The 16,796-nt window shown below is 50.0% G+C and carries 15 protein-coding genes; 2 read left to right on the forward strand and 13 right to left on the reverse strand.

Features of this window, described 5'->3' with window-relative positions:
• The 11 genes from HMPREF2675_RS04745 to HMPREF2675_RS04790 all read right to left on the reverse strand — a co-directional run.
• Positions 1-2,419 (reverse strand): ESPR-type extended signal peptide-containing protein (locus tag HMPREF2675_RS04745; RefSeq protein WP_283127794.1); only part of this gene is annotated, 2,419 nt, incomplete at its 3' end.
• 765 nt (positions 2,420-3,184) lie between these two features.
• A complete protein-coding gene (locus HMPREF2675_RS11530; RefSeq protein WP_256388401.1) occupies positions 3,185-3,313 on the reverse strand; it encodes a hypothetical protein in 129 nt (42 codons plus the stop codon).
• A 200-nt stretch (positions 3,314-3,513) separates the two neighbouring features.
• Positions 3,514-5,094 carry a bifunctional phosphoribosylaminoimidazolecarboxamide formyltransferase/IMP cyclohydrolase gene (purH, locus tag HMPREF2675_RS04750; protein WP_070814244.1) on the reverse strand — a complete coding sequence of 527 codons (1,581 nt, stop codon included), beginning with the start codon at positions 5,092-5,094 and terminating at the stop codon, positions 3,514-3,516.
• A gap of 163 nt (positions 5,095-5,257) precedes the next feature.
• Positions 5,258-5,482, reverse strand: coding sequence for a hypothetical protein (locus tag HMPREF2675_RS04755; protein WP_070814245.1), 225 nt, complete (start codon positions 5,480-5,482; stop codon positions 5,258-5,260).
• 65 nt (positions 5,483-5,547) lie between these two features.
• Positions 5,548-6,423: a DMT family transporter gene (locus tag HMPREF2675_RS04760; protein ID WP_070814246.1), complete on the reverse strand. Its 876-nt coding sequence runs from the start codon at positions 6,421-6,423 to the stop codon at positions 5,548-5,550.
• A 180-nt stretch (positions 6,424-6,603) separates the two neighbouring features.
• On the reverse strand, positions 6,604-6,843 hold the full coding sequence (locus HMPREF2675_RS04765; RefSeq protein WP_070459344.1) for a Fis family transcriptional regulator: 240 nt from the start codon (positions 6,841-6,843) through the stop codon (positions 6,604-6,606).
• 69 nt (positions 6,844-6,912) lie between these two features.
• Positions 6,913-7,917: a tRNA dihydrouridine synthase DusB gene (gene dusB, locus HMPREF2675_RS04770; protein WP_070814247.1), complete on the reverse strand. Its 1,005-nt coding sequence runs from the start codon at positions 7,915-7,917 to the stop codon at positions 6,913-6,915.
• Between the two features lie 132 nt (positions 7,918-8,049).
• Positions 8,050-8,700, reverse strand: a complete 651-nt coding sequence (locus HMPREF2675_RS04775) for a site-2 protease family protein (protein ID WP_070814248.1) — start codon at positions 8,698-8,700, stop codon at positions 8,050-8,052.
• 71 nt (positions 8,701-8,771) lie between these two features.
• Positions 8,772-10,016, reverse strand: a complete 1,245-nt coding sequence (locus tag HMPREF2675_RS04780; RefSeq protein WP_070814249.1) for a hypothetical protein — start codon at positions 10,014-10,016, stop codon at positions 8,772-8,774.
• A 209-nt stretch (positions 10,017-10,225) separates the two neighbouring features.
• Positions 10,226-11,644 (reverse strand): type I glutamate--ammonia ligase, encoded by a 1,419-nt coding sequence (gene glnA, locus HMPREF2675_RS04785; protein ID WP_070589404.1) that lies wholly within the window; start codon positions 11,642-11,644, stop codon positions 10,226-10,228.
• Between the two features lie 237 nt (positions 11,645-11,881).
• Positions 11,882-12,268, reverse strand: coding sequence for a surface-adhesin E family protein (locus tag HMPREF2675_RS04790; RefSeq protein WP_070814250.1), 387 nt, complete (start codon positions 12,266-12,268; stop codon positions 11,882-11,884).
• Positions 12,269-12,439: 171 nt separating this feature from the next.
• On the opposite strand from HMPREF2675_RS04790, the gene aroE reads away from it, so the two are divergent.
• On the forward strand, positions 12,440-13,249 hold the full coding sequence (gene aroE / locus HMPREF2675_RS04795; protein WP_070814251.1) for a shikimate dehydrogenase: 810 nt from the start codon (positions 12,440-12,442) through the stop codon (positions 13,247-13,249).
• A gap of 2 nt (positions 13,250-13,251) precedes the next feature.
• Entirely contained in the window at positions 13,252-13,953 is a 702-nt protein-coding gene (gene mtgA / locus HMPREF2675_RS04800; protein ID WP_003684244.1) for a monofunctional biosynthetic peptidoglycan transglycosylase, read from the forward strand.
• 39 nt (positions 13,954-13,992) lie between these two features.
• On the opposite strand, the gene pncB is transcribed toward mtgA, so the two are convergent.
• Both pncB and HMPREF2675_RS04810 read right to left on the reverse strand, forming a co-directional pair.
• Entirely contained in the window at positions 13,993-15,213 is a 1,221-nt protein-coding gene (gene pncB / locus HMPREF2675_RS04805) for a nicotinate phosphoribosyltransferase (RefSeq protein ID WP_070814252.1), read from the reverse strand.
• Between the two features lie 92 nt (positions 15,214-15,305).
• Entirely contained in the window at positions 15,306-16,601 is a 1,296-nt protein-coding gene (locus tag HMPREF2675_RS04810) for a M23 family metallopeptidase (protein WP_070814253.1), read from the reverse strand.
• Positions 16,602-16,796 lie beyond the last annotated feature (195 nt).

A 16,796-nucleotide genomic window follows, 5' to 3' on the forward strand; every position in this document is an offset into this window, starting at 1 on the left:
CACCTTTGTCGCCGGTTGCGCCAGTAGCGCCGTCTTTACCATCTTTACCGTTTTTACCGTCTTTAACGATGGTAGTAGTTACTGAGCCATCACTTTCATTAGTAATAGTGATGGTATGAGTACCGTCTTTGTTATCTACAACTTTACCAGTGACGCCGCTGCCAGTTGCACCGGTATCGCCAGTATCACCCTTATCACCTTTAGGACCAGCAGGACCGGTATCACCTTTTTCGCCTTTAGGACCAGTCGCACCAGTAGCGCCGGTTGCACCAGTAGAACCGCCACCGATTACGCTCAGAGTGTACTCGTTAGTGCCGTTTGAGGTCATTGTCAAACCGTTACCAGCGATCAGTTTCAGAGTGTTATTGGCATTTGATTTAGGATCGTATTTGTAAGTACCTTCAGCTGGTGAGCTACCGCTGCCATTGTGGCCTGTGAATACAAACGGATTCAGGTTTTCGATGCGGTTTGCTACGGCAAACAATTGAGAGCCGTTGATTGCATCGGTAGAAGTTGAAGAGATACGACCTGCGGCAACGTTTTGGATTTGACGTTCGTTACCTGCAGAACCTACAGACAATACTGCGCCATTGCCCAAACCGCTGGTTGCACCTGCGAAGCCGCTGTAAGTGTAGCTGCCAACAGTAGCAGTGTTAGTAGGTACGAAGTTGCTGGTTGTAGAACCGTTACCCAAAGCTACGCTGTTTTCGATAGTAGATTTAGCTTCAGTACCCAAAGCCAGAGTGTTTTTAGCTGTTGCTTGAGCACCGTTACCCAGGGCAGTTGCATATTCACCGCCATTAGCTTGAGCACCACGGCCCAATGCAATTGCTTGTTTAGAAGCAGCGTTACTTTGTACGCCCAAAGCTACTGAGTATTTACCAGTTGCTGTAGCAGCAGGACCGAATGCTGCAGCAGAAGTACCGTCAGCTACGGAACCACGACCGATTGCTACGTCAGAACCTTGTTTGGCTTGAGCGTCGCCACCCAATGCTACCGCGCCGTTTGCCAGAGCTTTAGAGCGCTCACCGATGGCTGTTGCTACGATACCGGTTGCTTGAGCTTCTGTACCGATTGCCATTGCCGAACCGGCATTATTTACTACGCCGTCGCCATCAGCGCCAGTAGAAGTACCGTCAGCTGTAGCAGAATGACCTACGGCAACGTCAGCAGCTTGCTTAGCAGTTGCACCGTTACCTTGAGCGATAGAGTTATTGCCAGCAGCTTTAGATTGAGTACCCAAAGCGATAGAGTTGTTACCGATTGCTTTAGCAGCAGAACCTGCTTTATTACCGAAATTACCATCCATCGCACCGCCAATAGCTACAGAATTTTCACCTGTTGCTTGAGCAGATGCACCACCAGCAAATGAGCCTGTGCCATTAGCTTGAGACAATACGCCGATAGCGGTACCACGTGCAGCAGTTGATTCAGCATAAGCACCGATACCAATTGCGTTATCGCCTCTAGAAACTGATTTAGTACCGACAGCAATGGAGTTATTGTTAGACGCAGTGGCAGTTTGACCCACAGCAATAGAGTTAGACTGAGCAGCAGTAGCGTTAGAACCTACAGCAATTGCAGCTTCTTTATTGGCTTGCGCATATGGACCAACTGCAACTGTCAGATTACCTTCTGCTTTTGTATATGAACCAACGCCGACAGCTTGAATACCTGACGCATTTGCGCTAGTACCTGCTGCAATCGCGTGGTCTTGGCTTGCCACAGTATCTTTACCGACAGCAATAGCATTGGTCCAAGCACCATGAGCGTTGTTACCAATAGCGATAGAATCTTGTTTTTCAGCGTTTGCATGCGTACCTACAGCAACTGCAGCAGCATTTGCATTGGAGTTATCACCAATAGCTGTTGCAAATTGTGCACCAGCATTTGCACGGTTACCGAATGCACTTGCGGAGTCTTGAGTAGCAGTTGCACGGTTACCTACTGCAGTCGCACGAATTTGAGTTGCTTGGGCTACATTACCGATTGCAACAGAAGCTTCACCACTTGCAACAGAGCTTACACCCATTGCAGTCGATGCACCGCCGGTTGCGATATTGTTATTACCTACTGCCAATGCTGCGTTTGCAGTCGCAGTATTGTTCGCACCGTAAGCGATAGTGCCATCTTGACTGCTGGCAGTATTTTGATAACCCACTACAACAGAGTTGACACCAACGTTTCTGTTAGAACCGTTGTAAGTACCATCAGGAGTAATGTCTACTGCACTACCTCCCAATCTTACAGCGGCCTCTACTCCGCTAGATGCCATCAAAGCACCTGCAGCAACCACCGCAGCAGCTACGGCTTTACGCTTGTCAGAAGCGGATTTTTTGCCGTGTGCATGGCTGATTTCGGAAACCGCGGTCCATGTCTGGGTCGCGTGGTTCCAAATGACTTTAAAGACTTTATTCATATCGATTTTCCTGTAAGGGGTTTGATTTCTTTTGGGACGTGTTGCTCGGCTGTAAACCGCTTGTCCACACATTTGCCGCATTTCAGAGTCTCCCCTTTATGCGGTTTCATGCCGTAATCTCCTGTATGCAATTCCCGTGCCAAAAGTCTCCACTCGGCCGAATAACAGCTAAAAGCCTGTTTTATGGGATTTTATGCTGATACATTTTGGGAAGCTTGTGAAGTTTGGGAAACGATGTGCCGTTTTTTGTCAGCTTGTTTCTTAACCAGTCACTTTTTGTCAGCTTCTTTCAATGCATTCGGAATCCTTGTCCAAATTTTATATGCGTTTGGTTTTACAAATCAACTCTTCCGATAAAGTGTTATTTTTTCGCCCTCAACGGTCATGCTGGTTAGATTTACTTGTTGCTTTTTTTAAACGCTTTTTATAATTATATGATTTTTTTTGAATTTTTAACCAATAATGATTATTAAATAATATGTTAACAGGATAGTTATTTTAGTGATAGATTTAGATGTCAGCTTTTATTTAGAGAATTAATGAGATTTGTATCGAAGATCGGTTTAAACCGTGTGATGGGTTTATATCGCCTGTTTTCAGACGGCCTTTGACGTTTTCTAACATAGCAAACAGCGGGAAAATGACACGAATTTATGCGCTATTGAGCCGATGGGCAGCGTTAAAAAGACAAGTGTAAAACTTGCCTTTACGTTTGGGATTTGTTTGTTCTCTATTGTAGAAAACTGTGTTGTTTTTTCAGACGGCCTACCAACGGAATGTTTGGGTCACGCCTGCGGAAGCGCCGTTGTTGCCGGCATAGCCATAGCCGCCGGTATGGCTGGAGGCGCAGGCGGTGAGTGTGGCGAGGGTGAGAATGAGGAGGATGTGTTTCATATTTTTTCTCTGAGTGGGTTGGTTTTAGACTTGTGTGGCGTTGTGTTGCCGTATTAATCGGACGGACTGGGGCTTGGTTGCTTTGTCCTGATTTACAGTTAGTCCGCTAAATTGTTTGATGATTGAAGAAGGCCGTCTGAAAACGGGTTTCATGATATTGAAACTTTGTTTTCAGACGGCCTTTATTTTATATCAGCTTATTAGTGGCGGAAATGGCGGATGCCGGTTACGACCATGGCGATGCCGTGTTCGTCCGCTGCGTCAAAGACTTCTTGGTCGCGCATGGAGCCTGCCGGATGGATGATGGCTTTGATGCCCTGCTCGGCAATGACATCTACGCCGTCGCGGAATGGGAAGAAGGCATCGGAAGCGGCACATGCGCCGTTGAGGTCGAGATTGGCATCTTGCGCTTTGCGGGCGGCGATGCGGGTGCTGTCCACGCGGCTCATTTGGCCTGCGCCGATGCCGTAGGTTTGACCGCCTTTACCGAAGACGATGGCGTTGGATTTGACGTATTTTGCGACGTTCCAGACAAACATCAGGTCGTTCCATTCTTGCTCGGTCGGTTGGCGTTTGGAGACGACTTTCAAATCGGCGCGGTTGAGGCGGTGGATGTCGGGGGTTTGTACCAATAGTCCGCCGCCGACGCGTTTGAGTTCAAAGCGGTTGGCACCTGATTCGAGCGGCACTTCCAATACGCGCACGTTTTTCTTGGCAGCGGCGATTTCGAGGGCTTCGGCGGTGAACTTCGGCGCCATGAGGACTTCCATAAATTGGTTGTCGGTAATTTGTTTGACGGTTTCGCCGTCCACTTCGCGGTTGAAGGCGATGATGCCGCCGAATGCGCTGGTGGTGTCGGTGGCGTAGGCGAGTTTGTAGGCGGTCAAGGTATCGGCTGCAACGGCAACGCCGCACGGATTGGCGTGTTTCACGATCACACAGGCTGGCGCGTCAAAGGATTTGACGGCTTCCCAAGCGGCATCGGAATCGGCGATGTTGTTGTAAGACAATTCTTTGCCTTGCAGCTGTTTGTAGGCGGAAAGGCTGCCTGCGGCGGGGTAAATATCGCGGTAGAACGCGGCGCGTTGGTGCGGATTTTCGCCGTAGCGCATGTCTTGCACTTTAATCCAGCTTTGGTTGAACTGGCTTGGGAATTCGCCGATTTGGGGCTGGCCGCTCAAGACGTCGTCTGAAAGCGAGGTCAGGTAGTTGGAAATCATGCCGTCGTATTGGGCGGTGTGGCTGAATGCTTTGCGTGAGAGGTTGAAACGGGTTTTGTCGCTCAATGCGCCGTGGTTGGCTTCGAGTTCGGCGGCGATGGCCGGGAAATCGGCGGTGTCGGTAACGATGGCGACGTGTTTCCAGTTTTTCGCGGCGGAGCGCACCATGGTCGGGCCGCCGATGTCGATGTTTTCAATCGCGTCTTCCAGTGTGCAGTTTGGTTTGGCGATGGTGGCGGCGAAGGGGTAAAGGTTGACGCACACGAGGTCGATGTTGCCGATGCCGTGTTCTTCCATCTTGGCGACGTGTTCGTCCAAATCGCGACGGCCGAGGATGCCGCCGTGGATTTTCGGATGCAGGGTTTTCACGCGGCCGTCGAGCATTTCGGGAAAACCGGTATAGTCGGCAACTTCGATAACGGGAACGCCTGCATCAGCCAAGAGCTTTGCTGTACCGCCGGTAGAGAGGATTTCAACACCGAGCTTGGTCAGGGTTTGGGCAAATTCGACTGCGCCTGTCTTGTCGGATAGGCTGATCAGGGCGCGTTTGATGGAAGACATTTGGATTTCCTTTGTTGAAGGTTTAATCGATATGGGATGAATTTTCAGGGCGGTATTATCCCCCAGTTTCGCATTTTTGGCAGTAGGTTTTTACAAATATTGTTAACAATTTTATTGTAAAAGGCCGTCTGAAACTTGGTTTCAGACGGCCTTTTGCTTTTGCCTATTTAAATCCCATTTTCTTAGCCACCCATACTGCGCCTGCCATGCCTGCGCATAAGGGCATGAGTAAGGCAATGGGGGCGTAGGTAAGCTGGCATTTGTGCGCGGCAAGCGGTCGGTTGTAATACTTGGCAATGATTGCCTGTACGGCGGTTTTGTCGTTATCGGAGGCAGCCGACGCCAAGATAGGGCAGGCAAGCAAAAGCAGGGAAATAATGCGTTTCATGGAAATTTTCCCAAAATGTTTGATTGAAAATGATACTGCTGACTTGGGGCCGTCTGAAACCGTTTTCAGACGGCCTTTTTGTGTTTGTTGCTCACACGCGTCAGCATACCGGCGACAAAAGTGGACGCAATAACGACGGTAATGCCCATCGCAGACAGGGTACTTAAATGTTCGCCCAAAATTAACACCGCCATGATAACGCCGATGACGGGCTCAAGCGAAATCAGCAGGCCGGAGACGTTGGCAGGGACTGTGTTCATGCCTTTGTTCCACAACAGGTAGGCAAGCCAACTACAGCCAATCCCCATATACAAAATCGACAGCGTACCGCCCCATGACCAATTGATTTGATAGCTGTCTGCCAACACCAGCGAAAACGGCAGACACAACACCGCCGCCACCGCCATGGAAGCTGCGGTAAATGCAGGCGCACCGATACGGACAATCATCTGCTGGCTCGGACGTATTACGCCTGCAAAACCGAATCCTGCAAGCAAAATCAGCAGACAGCCGAACCAATCAATCGTACCGCCCTCTTCTGCACCACCCATTACCATCATGCCCACGCCGGCAAACGCCACTGCGCAGCAAATCCAGTGGTAAAGTTTGGCTTTGTCGTTGAAGAAGAAATGACCGACAAAGACGACCAGCAAAGGCTCCAACCCGACCATGGTAACTGCGCTGGCAGCGGATGTATATTTCAAACCGATAAACTGGAGCATCAAAACGACAACGTAGTTGACAAAGGAAATCCACAACAACGGCTTCCATTCGCTCCGCGGAATCCTGCCCAAATGACGGCGGCACGACGGCAGCACCATCAATGCGGCAATCAACAATCGCGCCTCAACCATCAGCGTCGGGTCGAGCATCTCATAGGAATACTTGGCAGCGATAAACGAGCTGCCCCAGATTAACAGTGCGAGTATTTGGTAAAGCATGGTTCAACTCATGGTAAAAAAATTAATCGTTTCTTCTCTGGTTTTCAGACGGCATGAAGCCTTTTCAAGCTGTTTTTATTTTGATTGTGTCAGCGAATCCAAAAATATCTAAGCAATGGATAAATGACATGGCCGGCTCTTTCATGATAGATAGGCAGCAATGCACCCTATTCCTCTCTATTACAACAAACCATGCTGCTGCAGCTTTTTACGCAGGGTATTGCGGTTTAACCCCAAAATGGCCGCCGCTTTAGATTGGTTGCCGCCGCATTGTTCCATCACGCAAATCAGCATCGGCTTTTCGACTTGGTGCAACACCATATCGTACACGCCACAAGGTTCTGTGCCATCTAAGTCTTTGAAGTATTGTCGTAAGTTTTGTTCAATACATTGCGCGATATCAGTAGTCGTTTGATTCATCGTGATGTCTTTCTTTGAGTTTGTTTTTAAATAGATTTATTTTTAGATAATGAGGCCGTCTGAAACCCTTTAGCCTTCCCGATAGCGGCATACCCAACGGTCGGTTTTTTCTGGAAGCGTCTCAAGATAGGCGGCAAGGGTATCGTATTGTGCTGCGGCGCTGTCCAAGCGGTTGATTTCCCGGCGTGTTTGTTCGCCTTCGGGCATTTCGTCGATGTACCAGCCGATGTGTTTTCGGGCGATGCGTACTCCGGCAATTTCTCCATAAAATTCATGCATGGCGCGGATGTGGTTCAAAATGGTGGCGTTGCATTCTGCCAAGCTCAAGGCCGGCGGCAAAACGCCGTGTTCGGCGTAATGTTTTAAATCACGGAAAAGCCACGGCCTGCCTTGTGCGCCGCGCCCTATCATGATGCCGTCGGCGGCGGTTTGCTTGAGGACGGCGGCGGCTTTTTGCGGCGAAGTAATATCGCCGTTGACCCAAACGGGGATATTCAGACGGCCTTTAGTTTCGGCAATCAGTTCGTAACGCGCTTCGCCTTTGTACATCTGCGTGCGGGTGCGGCCATGGATGGCAAGGGCTGCAATGCCTGATTCTTCGGCGATTTTGGCAATGGTTGGCAAGTTTTGATGTTCGTCGTGCCAGCCCAAACGGGTTTTGAGGGTAACGGGTACGTCCACCGCGTTGACAACGGCTTCCAAGATTTCGCCAACCAAAGGCTCGTTTTGCATCAACGCGCTGCCTGCCTGCACATTGCAGACTTTTTTGGCCGGACAGCCCATGTTGATGTCGATAACCTGCGCGCCTAAGCCGACGTTATACCGCGCGGCTTCCGCCATCTGCTGCGGATCGCTGCCGGCAATCTGGACGGCCACCACTCCGCCCTCGCCTTCAAAATCGCTGCGGCGCAAGGTTTTTTTGGTATGGCGCAAGGTCGGATCGCTGGTCAGCATTTCGCATACTGCCCACCCTGCGCCAAACTCGCGGCAAATCCGGCGGAACGGTTTGTCCGTAATGCCTGCCATGGGGGCGAGTGCGATGGGGTTGTCAATGAAATAGCCGCCGATGTGCATGATGTGTGCGCCAAATTGAAAGGGCTGAAATTGTACAATTTTTAAGCAACTTTTCCAATCGTATTTACATGTTGCACAATGAAAAAGGCCGTCTGAAACTGAGTTTCAGACGGCCTTTTTCAGACATAACATTTAAATAAACAGCATGACAACCATCTGCACTGCGACCTGAATCATTTCGATAATCGGCCAAATCAGTTTGGCCAGCAGGCCGGTAAACAACAGGATCAGGATAATCCATGTGCCGTATGGCTCGATTTTACGGAACTGCATGGACTGTTTGGCATTGAGAAAGGTATCGAGAAAAATACCGCCGTCCCAAGGCAAAATCGGAATCAGGCTGAATGCGACCCAAATCGAGTTCACCATCACGCCGTAACCGGCCATCTGCACCAACGGCGCTTGATAAGACTCGGGCACATACGCTGAAAATACGACGACAAAGCCCCAGAAGAACGCCAAAATCAGATTGGCTATCGGGCCTGAAATCGACACCCAACGCCACGCGCGGCGCGGATCGCGGAAATTGCGCGAATCGATGGGCATAGGACGCGCCCAGCCGAACAGAAAACTGCCTATCATCAGACACACCAGCGGCACGACAATCGTACCGACAGGGTCAATGTGCGGCAGCGGATTGATGGTCAAACGCCCGAACTGCTCGCCGGTATGGTCGCCCCAATACCGCGCCGTATAACCGCGTGCCACTTCGCGCACGGTAATGGCCAACAACACGGGCAATACTGCCAGCAAAAATACGCCTAAATCAAAATTTGCAAACATGGTTTTCCTTATCAAACATGCCGTCTGAAAACAAAAATATCCTTAAATATCCTTTCAGACGGCCTGAGGCTTTAATCTTCCTGTTTTTTGTCCGAACCGAAAAGCTCTTTCAGCTCTCGCCAAGTAATGCCTTTACCTTGCGGATTCAATTTGAAGACTGGTTTGCCGTAATTGCTGTACACGTTGTCGCCGATAATATTGATGGCCTTATGTGTGCCGTTGATTTGCATATACATACGGGAAGCCAAAATACGGCCTTTGCGGTCAAGATAATAGTCGACAACAGGATTGTTACCGGATATACGCTGGAAGCTAAGTGGCTGGTTATCACTTATGCTGACAAACATACTGAAAAATTCCCGCGCATTTTTATAATCTTCTTCTGTTGACCCTGGTTGAGGCGTTTTCTGTAATTTCGACAATTCTTCATCAAAAGCCTTAGCCATTGCCTTCATTACGACAGAATCATACTCCGGTTTCATGACATGACGTACACGATAGCGTGCATGATTTGCCTTACCAAAGGCATCCATTTCTTTAAATACATATGCATCGGCAGGCATAGCCTTATTGGCACTCAAAAAAGTACGTACTCCCGCCTCTGCAATATGATCAAAAGGCATACGTTTCGAATCACCGATTTCTTTCAAACTCAATTTTAAAGGTTCTTTGATTAAACGTTTGCCGATTTTCTCATCGGTGTACGCATTAACAATGGCAGACACGCTGGCAGGCGGATCAACATAGACTTCCCATTTTGCCGCATCCAGTTTCATAGGAAGTTTGATACTAAGTTTTTCATTGTGGTTGTTGATGGCCAATTCAGGAATCATCTCAAACTGACGCGTTGATAGGTCAACAGCTACCTCATAATTCAGATGAACCCCTTCTATATAACTGGATATGGCAGGATATTTATCCAGATAATCAACGGCAACTTGTGCGATATTGCCGTCCGGTAAGGCATCAAGCATTGCATTGCGGAACTCAGCCTCTTCTCGTTCAGAAAACTCCTGCTTCAAAGCAGCGTCGTCTTCTTGAGCAACCTCCATAGAGGCTGCCGCCTCCCCCTCTTTGGCTTTGGCATCCTCTGCTTTCGCTTCGGTTTTCTTTTCCACCTTTTCATCTGCCAATACAGCTTCAGCCAATGGGCTGATATATACTTGAGAGCTGCCTGTGATGTTAAAGCTGTGGTCTTCTTTTAAAATACGGTCATTGGAAATCGACATGACCTCGTGCGCGGTTTTGTGATCCAAATTACTGCACGCGCTCAAACCAAATGCTGCAGCAATGGCCAAACCAATTATCTTATTCATTTTGTCCAACCTTTTTGATCAAATGATTTCGTTAGCACAATTTAACACAAGGCACCGATTCCATAAAGGCTTCAAATAGCATAATTCATTGCTTCTCGCTATTATGGCAAATCAGAATACCCTAGCCAATTCAAATCTAAAGGCCGTCTGAAACTTCAAATCCAGTTTCAGACGGCCTTTGATTTCCTATTTAAAATGTTTCAGCTGTTTTACAGGCTGTAATACATTTCAAATTCCAGCGGGTGCGGCGCCATGCGGATACGGCGGACATCTTCCTCTTTAAAGGCGATGTAGCTGTCGATCCAGTCTTTGCTGAACACGCCGCCGCGCAGGAGGAATTCATGGTCGGCTTTAAGAGCAGCCAGTGCTTCTTCCAAAGAAGCGCAAACGGTAGGCACCAATGCATCTTCTTCCGGTGGCAGGTCGTACAGGTTTTTATCGGCAGGATCGCCCGGATGGATTTTGTTTTGAATACCGTCCAAACCGGCCATCAACAAAGCGGCAAATGCCAAGTATGGGTTGGCGGTTGGATCAGGGAAACGCGCTTCGATACGGCGTGCTTTGCTGCTGTTCACAGACGGAATGCGGATGGAAGCGGAACGGTTTTTGGCAGAGTATGCCAGTTTGGTCGGCGCTTCAAAGTGCGGCACGAGGCGTTTGTAGGAGTTGGTGGACGGATTGGTAATCGCGTTCAGGGCTTTGGCGTGTTTGATGATGCCGCCGATGTAATAAAGGGCAGTATCGGACAAACCGGCATAGCCGTCGCCTGAGAACAGGTTTTGACCGTCTTTCCAAATGGATTGGTGAACGTGCATACCGCTGCCGTTGTCACCCATAATCGGTTTGGGCATGAAGGTGGCGGTTTTGCCGAAGTTGTGGGCGACATTTTGAATCACGTATTTCATGTCTTGGGTTTGGTCGGCACGTTTAACCAAAGTAGCAAAACGGGTACCGATTTCCATTTGGCTGCCGGTACCGACTTCACTGTGGTGCACTTCTACTTCGATGCCGAGTTCTTCCAAAACATTGACCATGGCAGAACGCAGGTCTTGGCCGCAGTCAATCGGCGCAACAGGTGCGTAACCGCCTTTGACGGTCGGGCGATGGCCGGTGTTTTGACCGTCCATGTGCAGGCCACTTGACCATGCGCCGCTTTCGGAAGTGATTTCGTAACGGGTTTTGTGCATGTCGGTTTCAAATTCTACGCCGTCGAAGACGAAGAATTCAGGCTCGGGGCCGAAATAGGCGGTGTCGCCGATACCGGAAGATTTCAAGTAAGCTTCGGCGCGGCGTGCGATAGAGCGAGGGTCGCGATCGTAGCCTTGACCGTCGGCCGGGTCGATAACGTCGCAGGTAAAGACAACGGTGGTATCGTCGTAGAAAGGATCGACGAAGGCCGTAGACGCATCGGGACGCAACTGCATATCGGAAGCCTGAATACCTTTCCAACCGCCGATGGACGAACCGTCAAACGCTTGACCGTTTTCAAACCATTCTTCGGGATCGTCGAGGACGATGCGGGCGGGGATGGTAAAGTGGTGCTGCTTGCCTTTGGTATCGGTAAAGCGCAAATCTACGAAGCGGGCTTCGCTTTCTTCAATCAGTTTTACAGCGTCTTTGATGGACATCTTCAGCTCCTGAGGGAATGGGTTTAAGTTGTTATTCTACCACGGTAAGGCCGTCTGAAATACATCAGGGCACCCGTTTTTACGCAATGAAATATAGTTTCAGACGACAAGATTGTCAACAATATGCTTTGGTTTGTCTGTTCAAAAGCGGAATGCCCGCCCTTTTGTCCGAATGCCGACAAAACAGATGCCGTCTGAAAGCAGTTCAGACGGCATCTGTTGTTTGGTTTAAAACGGTCAGCGAGGATAGCGGTTGCAGACAAATTTGTACATACTCTCTCCAACCGTACCTGGAATAACATAATCCCATTCAGCATAGGATGGTGTCTCAGAACCGATAGAGTTTCCCGATTTGGAATACACCGTTGCCGTCAAAATCCTATAACGTTGACCACTGCAATCCATTTCATTCAACATTCTAAATATATTATAAAATTTTCCATTGACATGCTTTTGCGGCTTGGCGAACCTTGTTTCAAACCATGCTCTGTTACTCGTACGGCTGTCTGCATCACCAAATGTGACATCATTGTTACTGTCATTATCTACCCTCACCCAATCCGCCGCCACCGCCGGCGTTGCCAACCCTAATGCAAATACTGCCAAGCACAACACCTTTTTCATGTCCGACCCTTTCGTCCTTGTCAACAAAATAAAGTTAAATTGTAAAAAAAAACGACTTTTTGTCAAGAAACAAACATTCCATCATGCTACCTGACAACCGTTTCAGACGGCATCGTTTCCATCTGTACGCCACCGTTATAAAATAGCCGTCCCGTCTTTTGGAACACGACCATGACTACCCTCCCCCGTTACGCCGTTTTCGGCAATCCCGTTGCACACAGTAAATCGCCGCAAATCCATCAGCAGTTTGCGCTGCAAGAAGGCGCGGCCATCGAATATGAGCGCATTTGTGCCGAAATCGGTGGCTTTGCCGAGGCCGTTGCGGCGTTTCGTGCCGAGGGCGGGCAAGGTGCGAATGTAACCGTCCCGTTCAAGCAGGAAGCTTTTGCGCTGGCGGACGAGCATTCCGACCGCGCTTTGGTGGCCGGCGCGGTCAATACGCTGGTGTGGTTGGAAGACGGTAGAATACGCGGCGACAATACCGACGGTATCGGCTTGGCTAACGACATCACACAGGTCAAAAACATTGCCATTGAGGGCAAAACCATTTTGCTTTTGGGTGCAGGCGGCGCGGTGCGCGGCGTGATTCCGGTTTTGAAAGAACACCGCCCTGCCCGTATTATCATTGCCAACCGTACCCACGCCAAAGCCGAGGAATTGGCGCAGCTTTTCGGCATTGAAGCCGTCCCGATGGCGGATTTGAACGGCGGTTTTGATATCATCATCAACGGCACGTCCGGCGGCTTGAGCGGTCAGCTTCCTGCCGTCAATCCTGAAATTTTCCGCGACTGCCGCCTTGCCTACGATATGGTTTACGGCGACGCGGCGCAGGCGTTTTTGAACTTTGCCCAAAGCAACGGTGCAGCCGAAGTTTCAGACGGCCTGGGCATGCTGGTCGGTCAGGCTGCCGCCTCCTATCATATTTGGCGCGGATTTATGCCCGATATCCGCCCTGTTATCGAATACATGAAAGCCCTGTAACCATGTTCCGCATCATCAAATGGCTGATTGCCCTGCCCATCGGCATCTTCATTTTCTTCAACGCTTATGTGTACGGCAACATCATTACCTACCGCGCCGTCGCGCCCAGCAAAACCGCCTTCATGTCCATGCGCATGAGCCAGTTTGCGAAAGAAGGCCGCGATGTCGAACTTGATTACCGCTGGGTGCCGTACGACCAAATCTCCGTCAACCTCAAAAAAGCCCTGATTGCTTCCGAAGACGCCAATTTTGCCGAACACAGCGGCTTTGACTGGAACGGCATCAAATACGCCATGAAACGCAATAAGCAAAGCGGCGAAGTCAAAGCCGGTGGTTCGACCATCAGCCAGCAGCTGGCGAAAAACCTGTTTCTCAACGAAAGCCGCAGCTACATCCGCAAAGGCGAAGAAGCTGCGATTACGGCGATGATGGAAGCTGTTACCGACAAAGACCGCATTTTTGAGCTGTATCTGAACTCAATCGAATGGCACTACGGCGTATTCGGCGCGGAAGCGGCATCCCAGTATTTCTATAAGAAACCTGCCTCCGCCCTCACCCGCCAACAAGCCGCCAAACTCACGGCGCGCGTTCCGGCTCCGCTGTTTTACGCAGACCATCCTAAGAGCAAACGGATGCACAACAAAACCAATATCATCCTGCGCCGCATGGGTTCGGCAGAATTGCCCGAAAGCGATATGGATTAATTAAAGAGGCCGTCTGAACATTTCAGACGGCCTTTGTTTTTAGGCTTTCTCTTCCGGCTCCGGTACGTCAAACACTTGGCGCAGGTAAGCGAGGAAGGTGTTGTTGGTGGTCATGGTTTTGCCCGGGGAGTCGGAGAGTTTGGCAACGGATTGGCCGTTGCACTCGACGAGCTTCAAGACAATGTTCAAAGGCGTGTGTCCCAAATCGTTGGTCAGGTTGGTACCGATACCGAAACTGGTTTTGAAACGGTCTTTGAAGTATTGGTGCAACGCCCATGAACGCTCAATATCGAGGCCGTCTGAAAAGGTCAGCATTTTGGTACGGCTGTCGATTTTGAGTTTTTTGTAATGTTCGTATGCTTTGTCGCCCCAAACATAAGGATCGCCGCTGTCGTGGCGCAGGCCGTCGAAGAGTTTGGCGAAGTACAGGTCGAAGTCGCGCAAGAAGGCATCCATGCCGACTACGTCGGTCAGGGCGATGCCGAGGTCGCCGCGGTATTCGTGTACCCAGCTTTCCAACGCAGCTTTTTGGAAATTGCGCAAACGTACGTCCAAGGCTTGGAAGGCTTGGAGGAACTCGTGCGCCATGGTGCCGATGGGTGTGATGCCGAGTTTTTTGGCCAGATAAACGTTGCTGGTACCGCGCACGATATCGGGAGCTGCTTCCAGCAAGGTACGGATAACGTGTTCCTGCCATGCGAGGGTGTAGCGGCGGCGCGTGCCGAAATCGGAAATCAGGAACGGCGGATCATTCGGATTTTGCGTAGCTGCAATCTCTTTCAGCTGTTGCGCTTTGGCCTGCAAACGGCGCTCGCCTTCTTCGATGACGGCAGGCGTTTCCAAGCGGCGGAAATAGAGTTCGTTGACGATGGCAAGAATGAAAATCTCAAAGAACATCGCCTGTATCATCGGGCCTTCGATGCGGATGTTCAGACGGCCTTGATCGTCAGGGCTGACTTGGACGAAGCGGCGTTGGAGTTGGAAAAGTTCGAGATAATCGACAAAATCGCTTTTGATAAAACGCAGGCTGCGCAGATAGGCAAGTTCATCATGGGTAAAGCGCAGCTGGCACAAGGAGTCGAGTTCGCGTTCCAAGTCTTCTTGAATATCGGCCAGCGGATACACCATCTCTTTGTTGCGGCAGCGGAATTCGTAAAGGCTGTGGGTTTGCGGGAATTGGTGCAACACGACTTGCAGCATGGTGAATTTGTACAGGTCGGTATCAAGCAAGGATTGGATAATGGGCTGATGAGCAGACATAAGCTTTCTCTGAGTAAACGTGGGCGTTGAGGTATCAATTTTAATGGAAAAGGCCGTCTGAAAGAAACCTTATTCAGACGGCCTTTATCTTATTAATCCAGCTGCGCTACGGAAACCGGCAAAGAACGGATGGTAGACAACATCGTGCTGGCATCTTTTTGCTGTTTGCGGAACGCGGCCATATTGGTCGGAGTCAACTTCGGCGTCGGCAGGGCGACGGTAGTCGGGTTGACCGGCTGGCCGTTGACACGCGCTTCGTAGTGCAGGTGCGGACCGGTAGAGCGGCCGGTTGTACCGACAAAACCAATTACTTCGCCGGCACGGACTCTGCCGTCGGCAGGGCTGAACGCGCTCATATGGCCGTACAGGGTTTCCACACCGTTGGCATGGCGAATCATCACGGTATTACCGTAGCCGCCTTTCCAACCTTTGAAAATCACTTCGCCGTCGGCAGCAGCCTTAATAGGCGTACCGGTCGGTGCGGCATAGTCGATACCGGTGTGCATACGGACGGTATGCAGAACCGGGTGGACACGATAGCCAAACGGGGAAGAAATGCGCGTGTATGCAACAGGCTCGGTATTAAAGCCTTCTTTTTGTTGCAGGGACTTACCGTTTTGGTCGTAGTAGCTACCGCTTTCTTCGTCGCCTTTGCCTTGGCTGTAATAATAGGCTTGATAAGTTTTGCCGTCTTTAACCACTTCAGCTGCCAAAATATCGCCGACCGCCATTTGCTGGCCGCGGAAATACATGCTGTTGTACAAAAGACGCACGGTATCGCCTTCGCCCAAGTCGCTCATATTGAACGAATCGGCAAAGATTTCTTTGAGCTGGATATACACTTCGGAAGGAATTTCGGCACGGAGCATATCGCCGATAGCAGAAGTACGGATTTGCACGGAGCGCAGGGTCGGCATGGTTTTCATGTCGATTTCGGCATTGGAGATGCGCCATTTGCCTTTGACTTTTTCCAAAGCCACCAAGTTGCGTTCCAATTCTTCATCGGTAAAGAATTGAACGTCGGTCACTTGGCCTGAAGAATCGATGCGGATGTTGACGGATTGATTGGTCCGCAGGTTTTTCATGTCGAGGTTGGCATTGTTTTTCGCCATGATTTGCTTAATGTCTTCTTGGTTGACACCCATGCGCGTCAAAACGTCTGCCAAAGAGTCGCCGGCTTGGACGGCTTCTTGCACCCAATAGCTGGATTGATAGGTATTGGTTTCCACATAAACGGCAGGCAGCTCTTCGGAAATACGCTCGACTTTGAAATCGGTTTGTGCTGGTTGAGGGTCGGTAATGGCGTATGCGGTCATGATGCCTGAAGCCGGCAGCAGAAACGCTAAGAGGGTTGTTTTGAATCGAGTGGAATATTTGTTTTTAATCACGCGTTATCCTTAATGGGGCGGTCTGTTTTTTTAGGTTTACAGAATGCCGGCACATCCGGCCTGCCGCGACCGCCTGCTGGTTTAAACAGTTTTGGGGATAAAGGACTTTGAGTCTTTTTTCCGATCTGAAAATCAGGTTTTCATTCGGAATGAATGAGGTCGTATTTGAGATTGACGTTATTATCAGGGCTATTG

The sequence above is a fragment of the Neisseria sp. HMSC061H08 genome (assembly GCF_001836795.1).
Lineage (GTDB): Bacteria > Pseudomonadota > Gammaproteobacteria > Burkholderiales > Neisseriaceae > Neisseria > Neisseria subflava_A.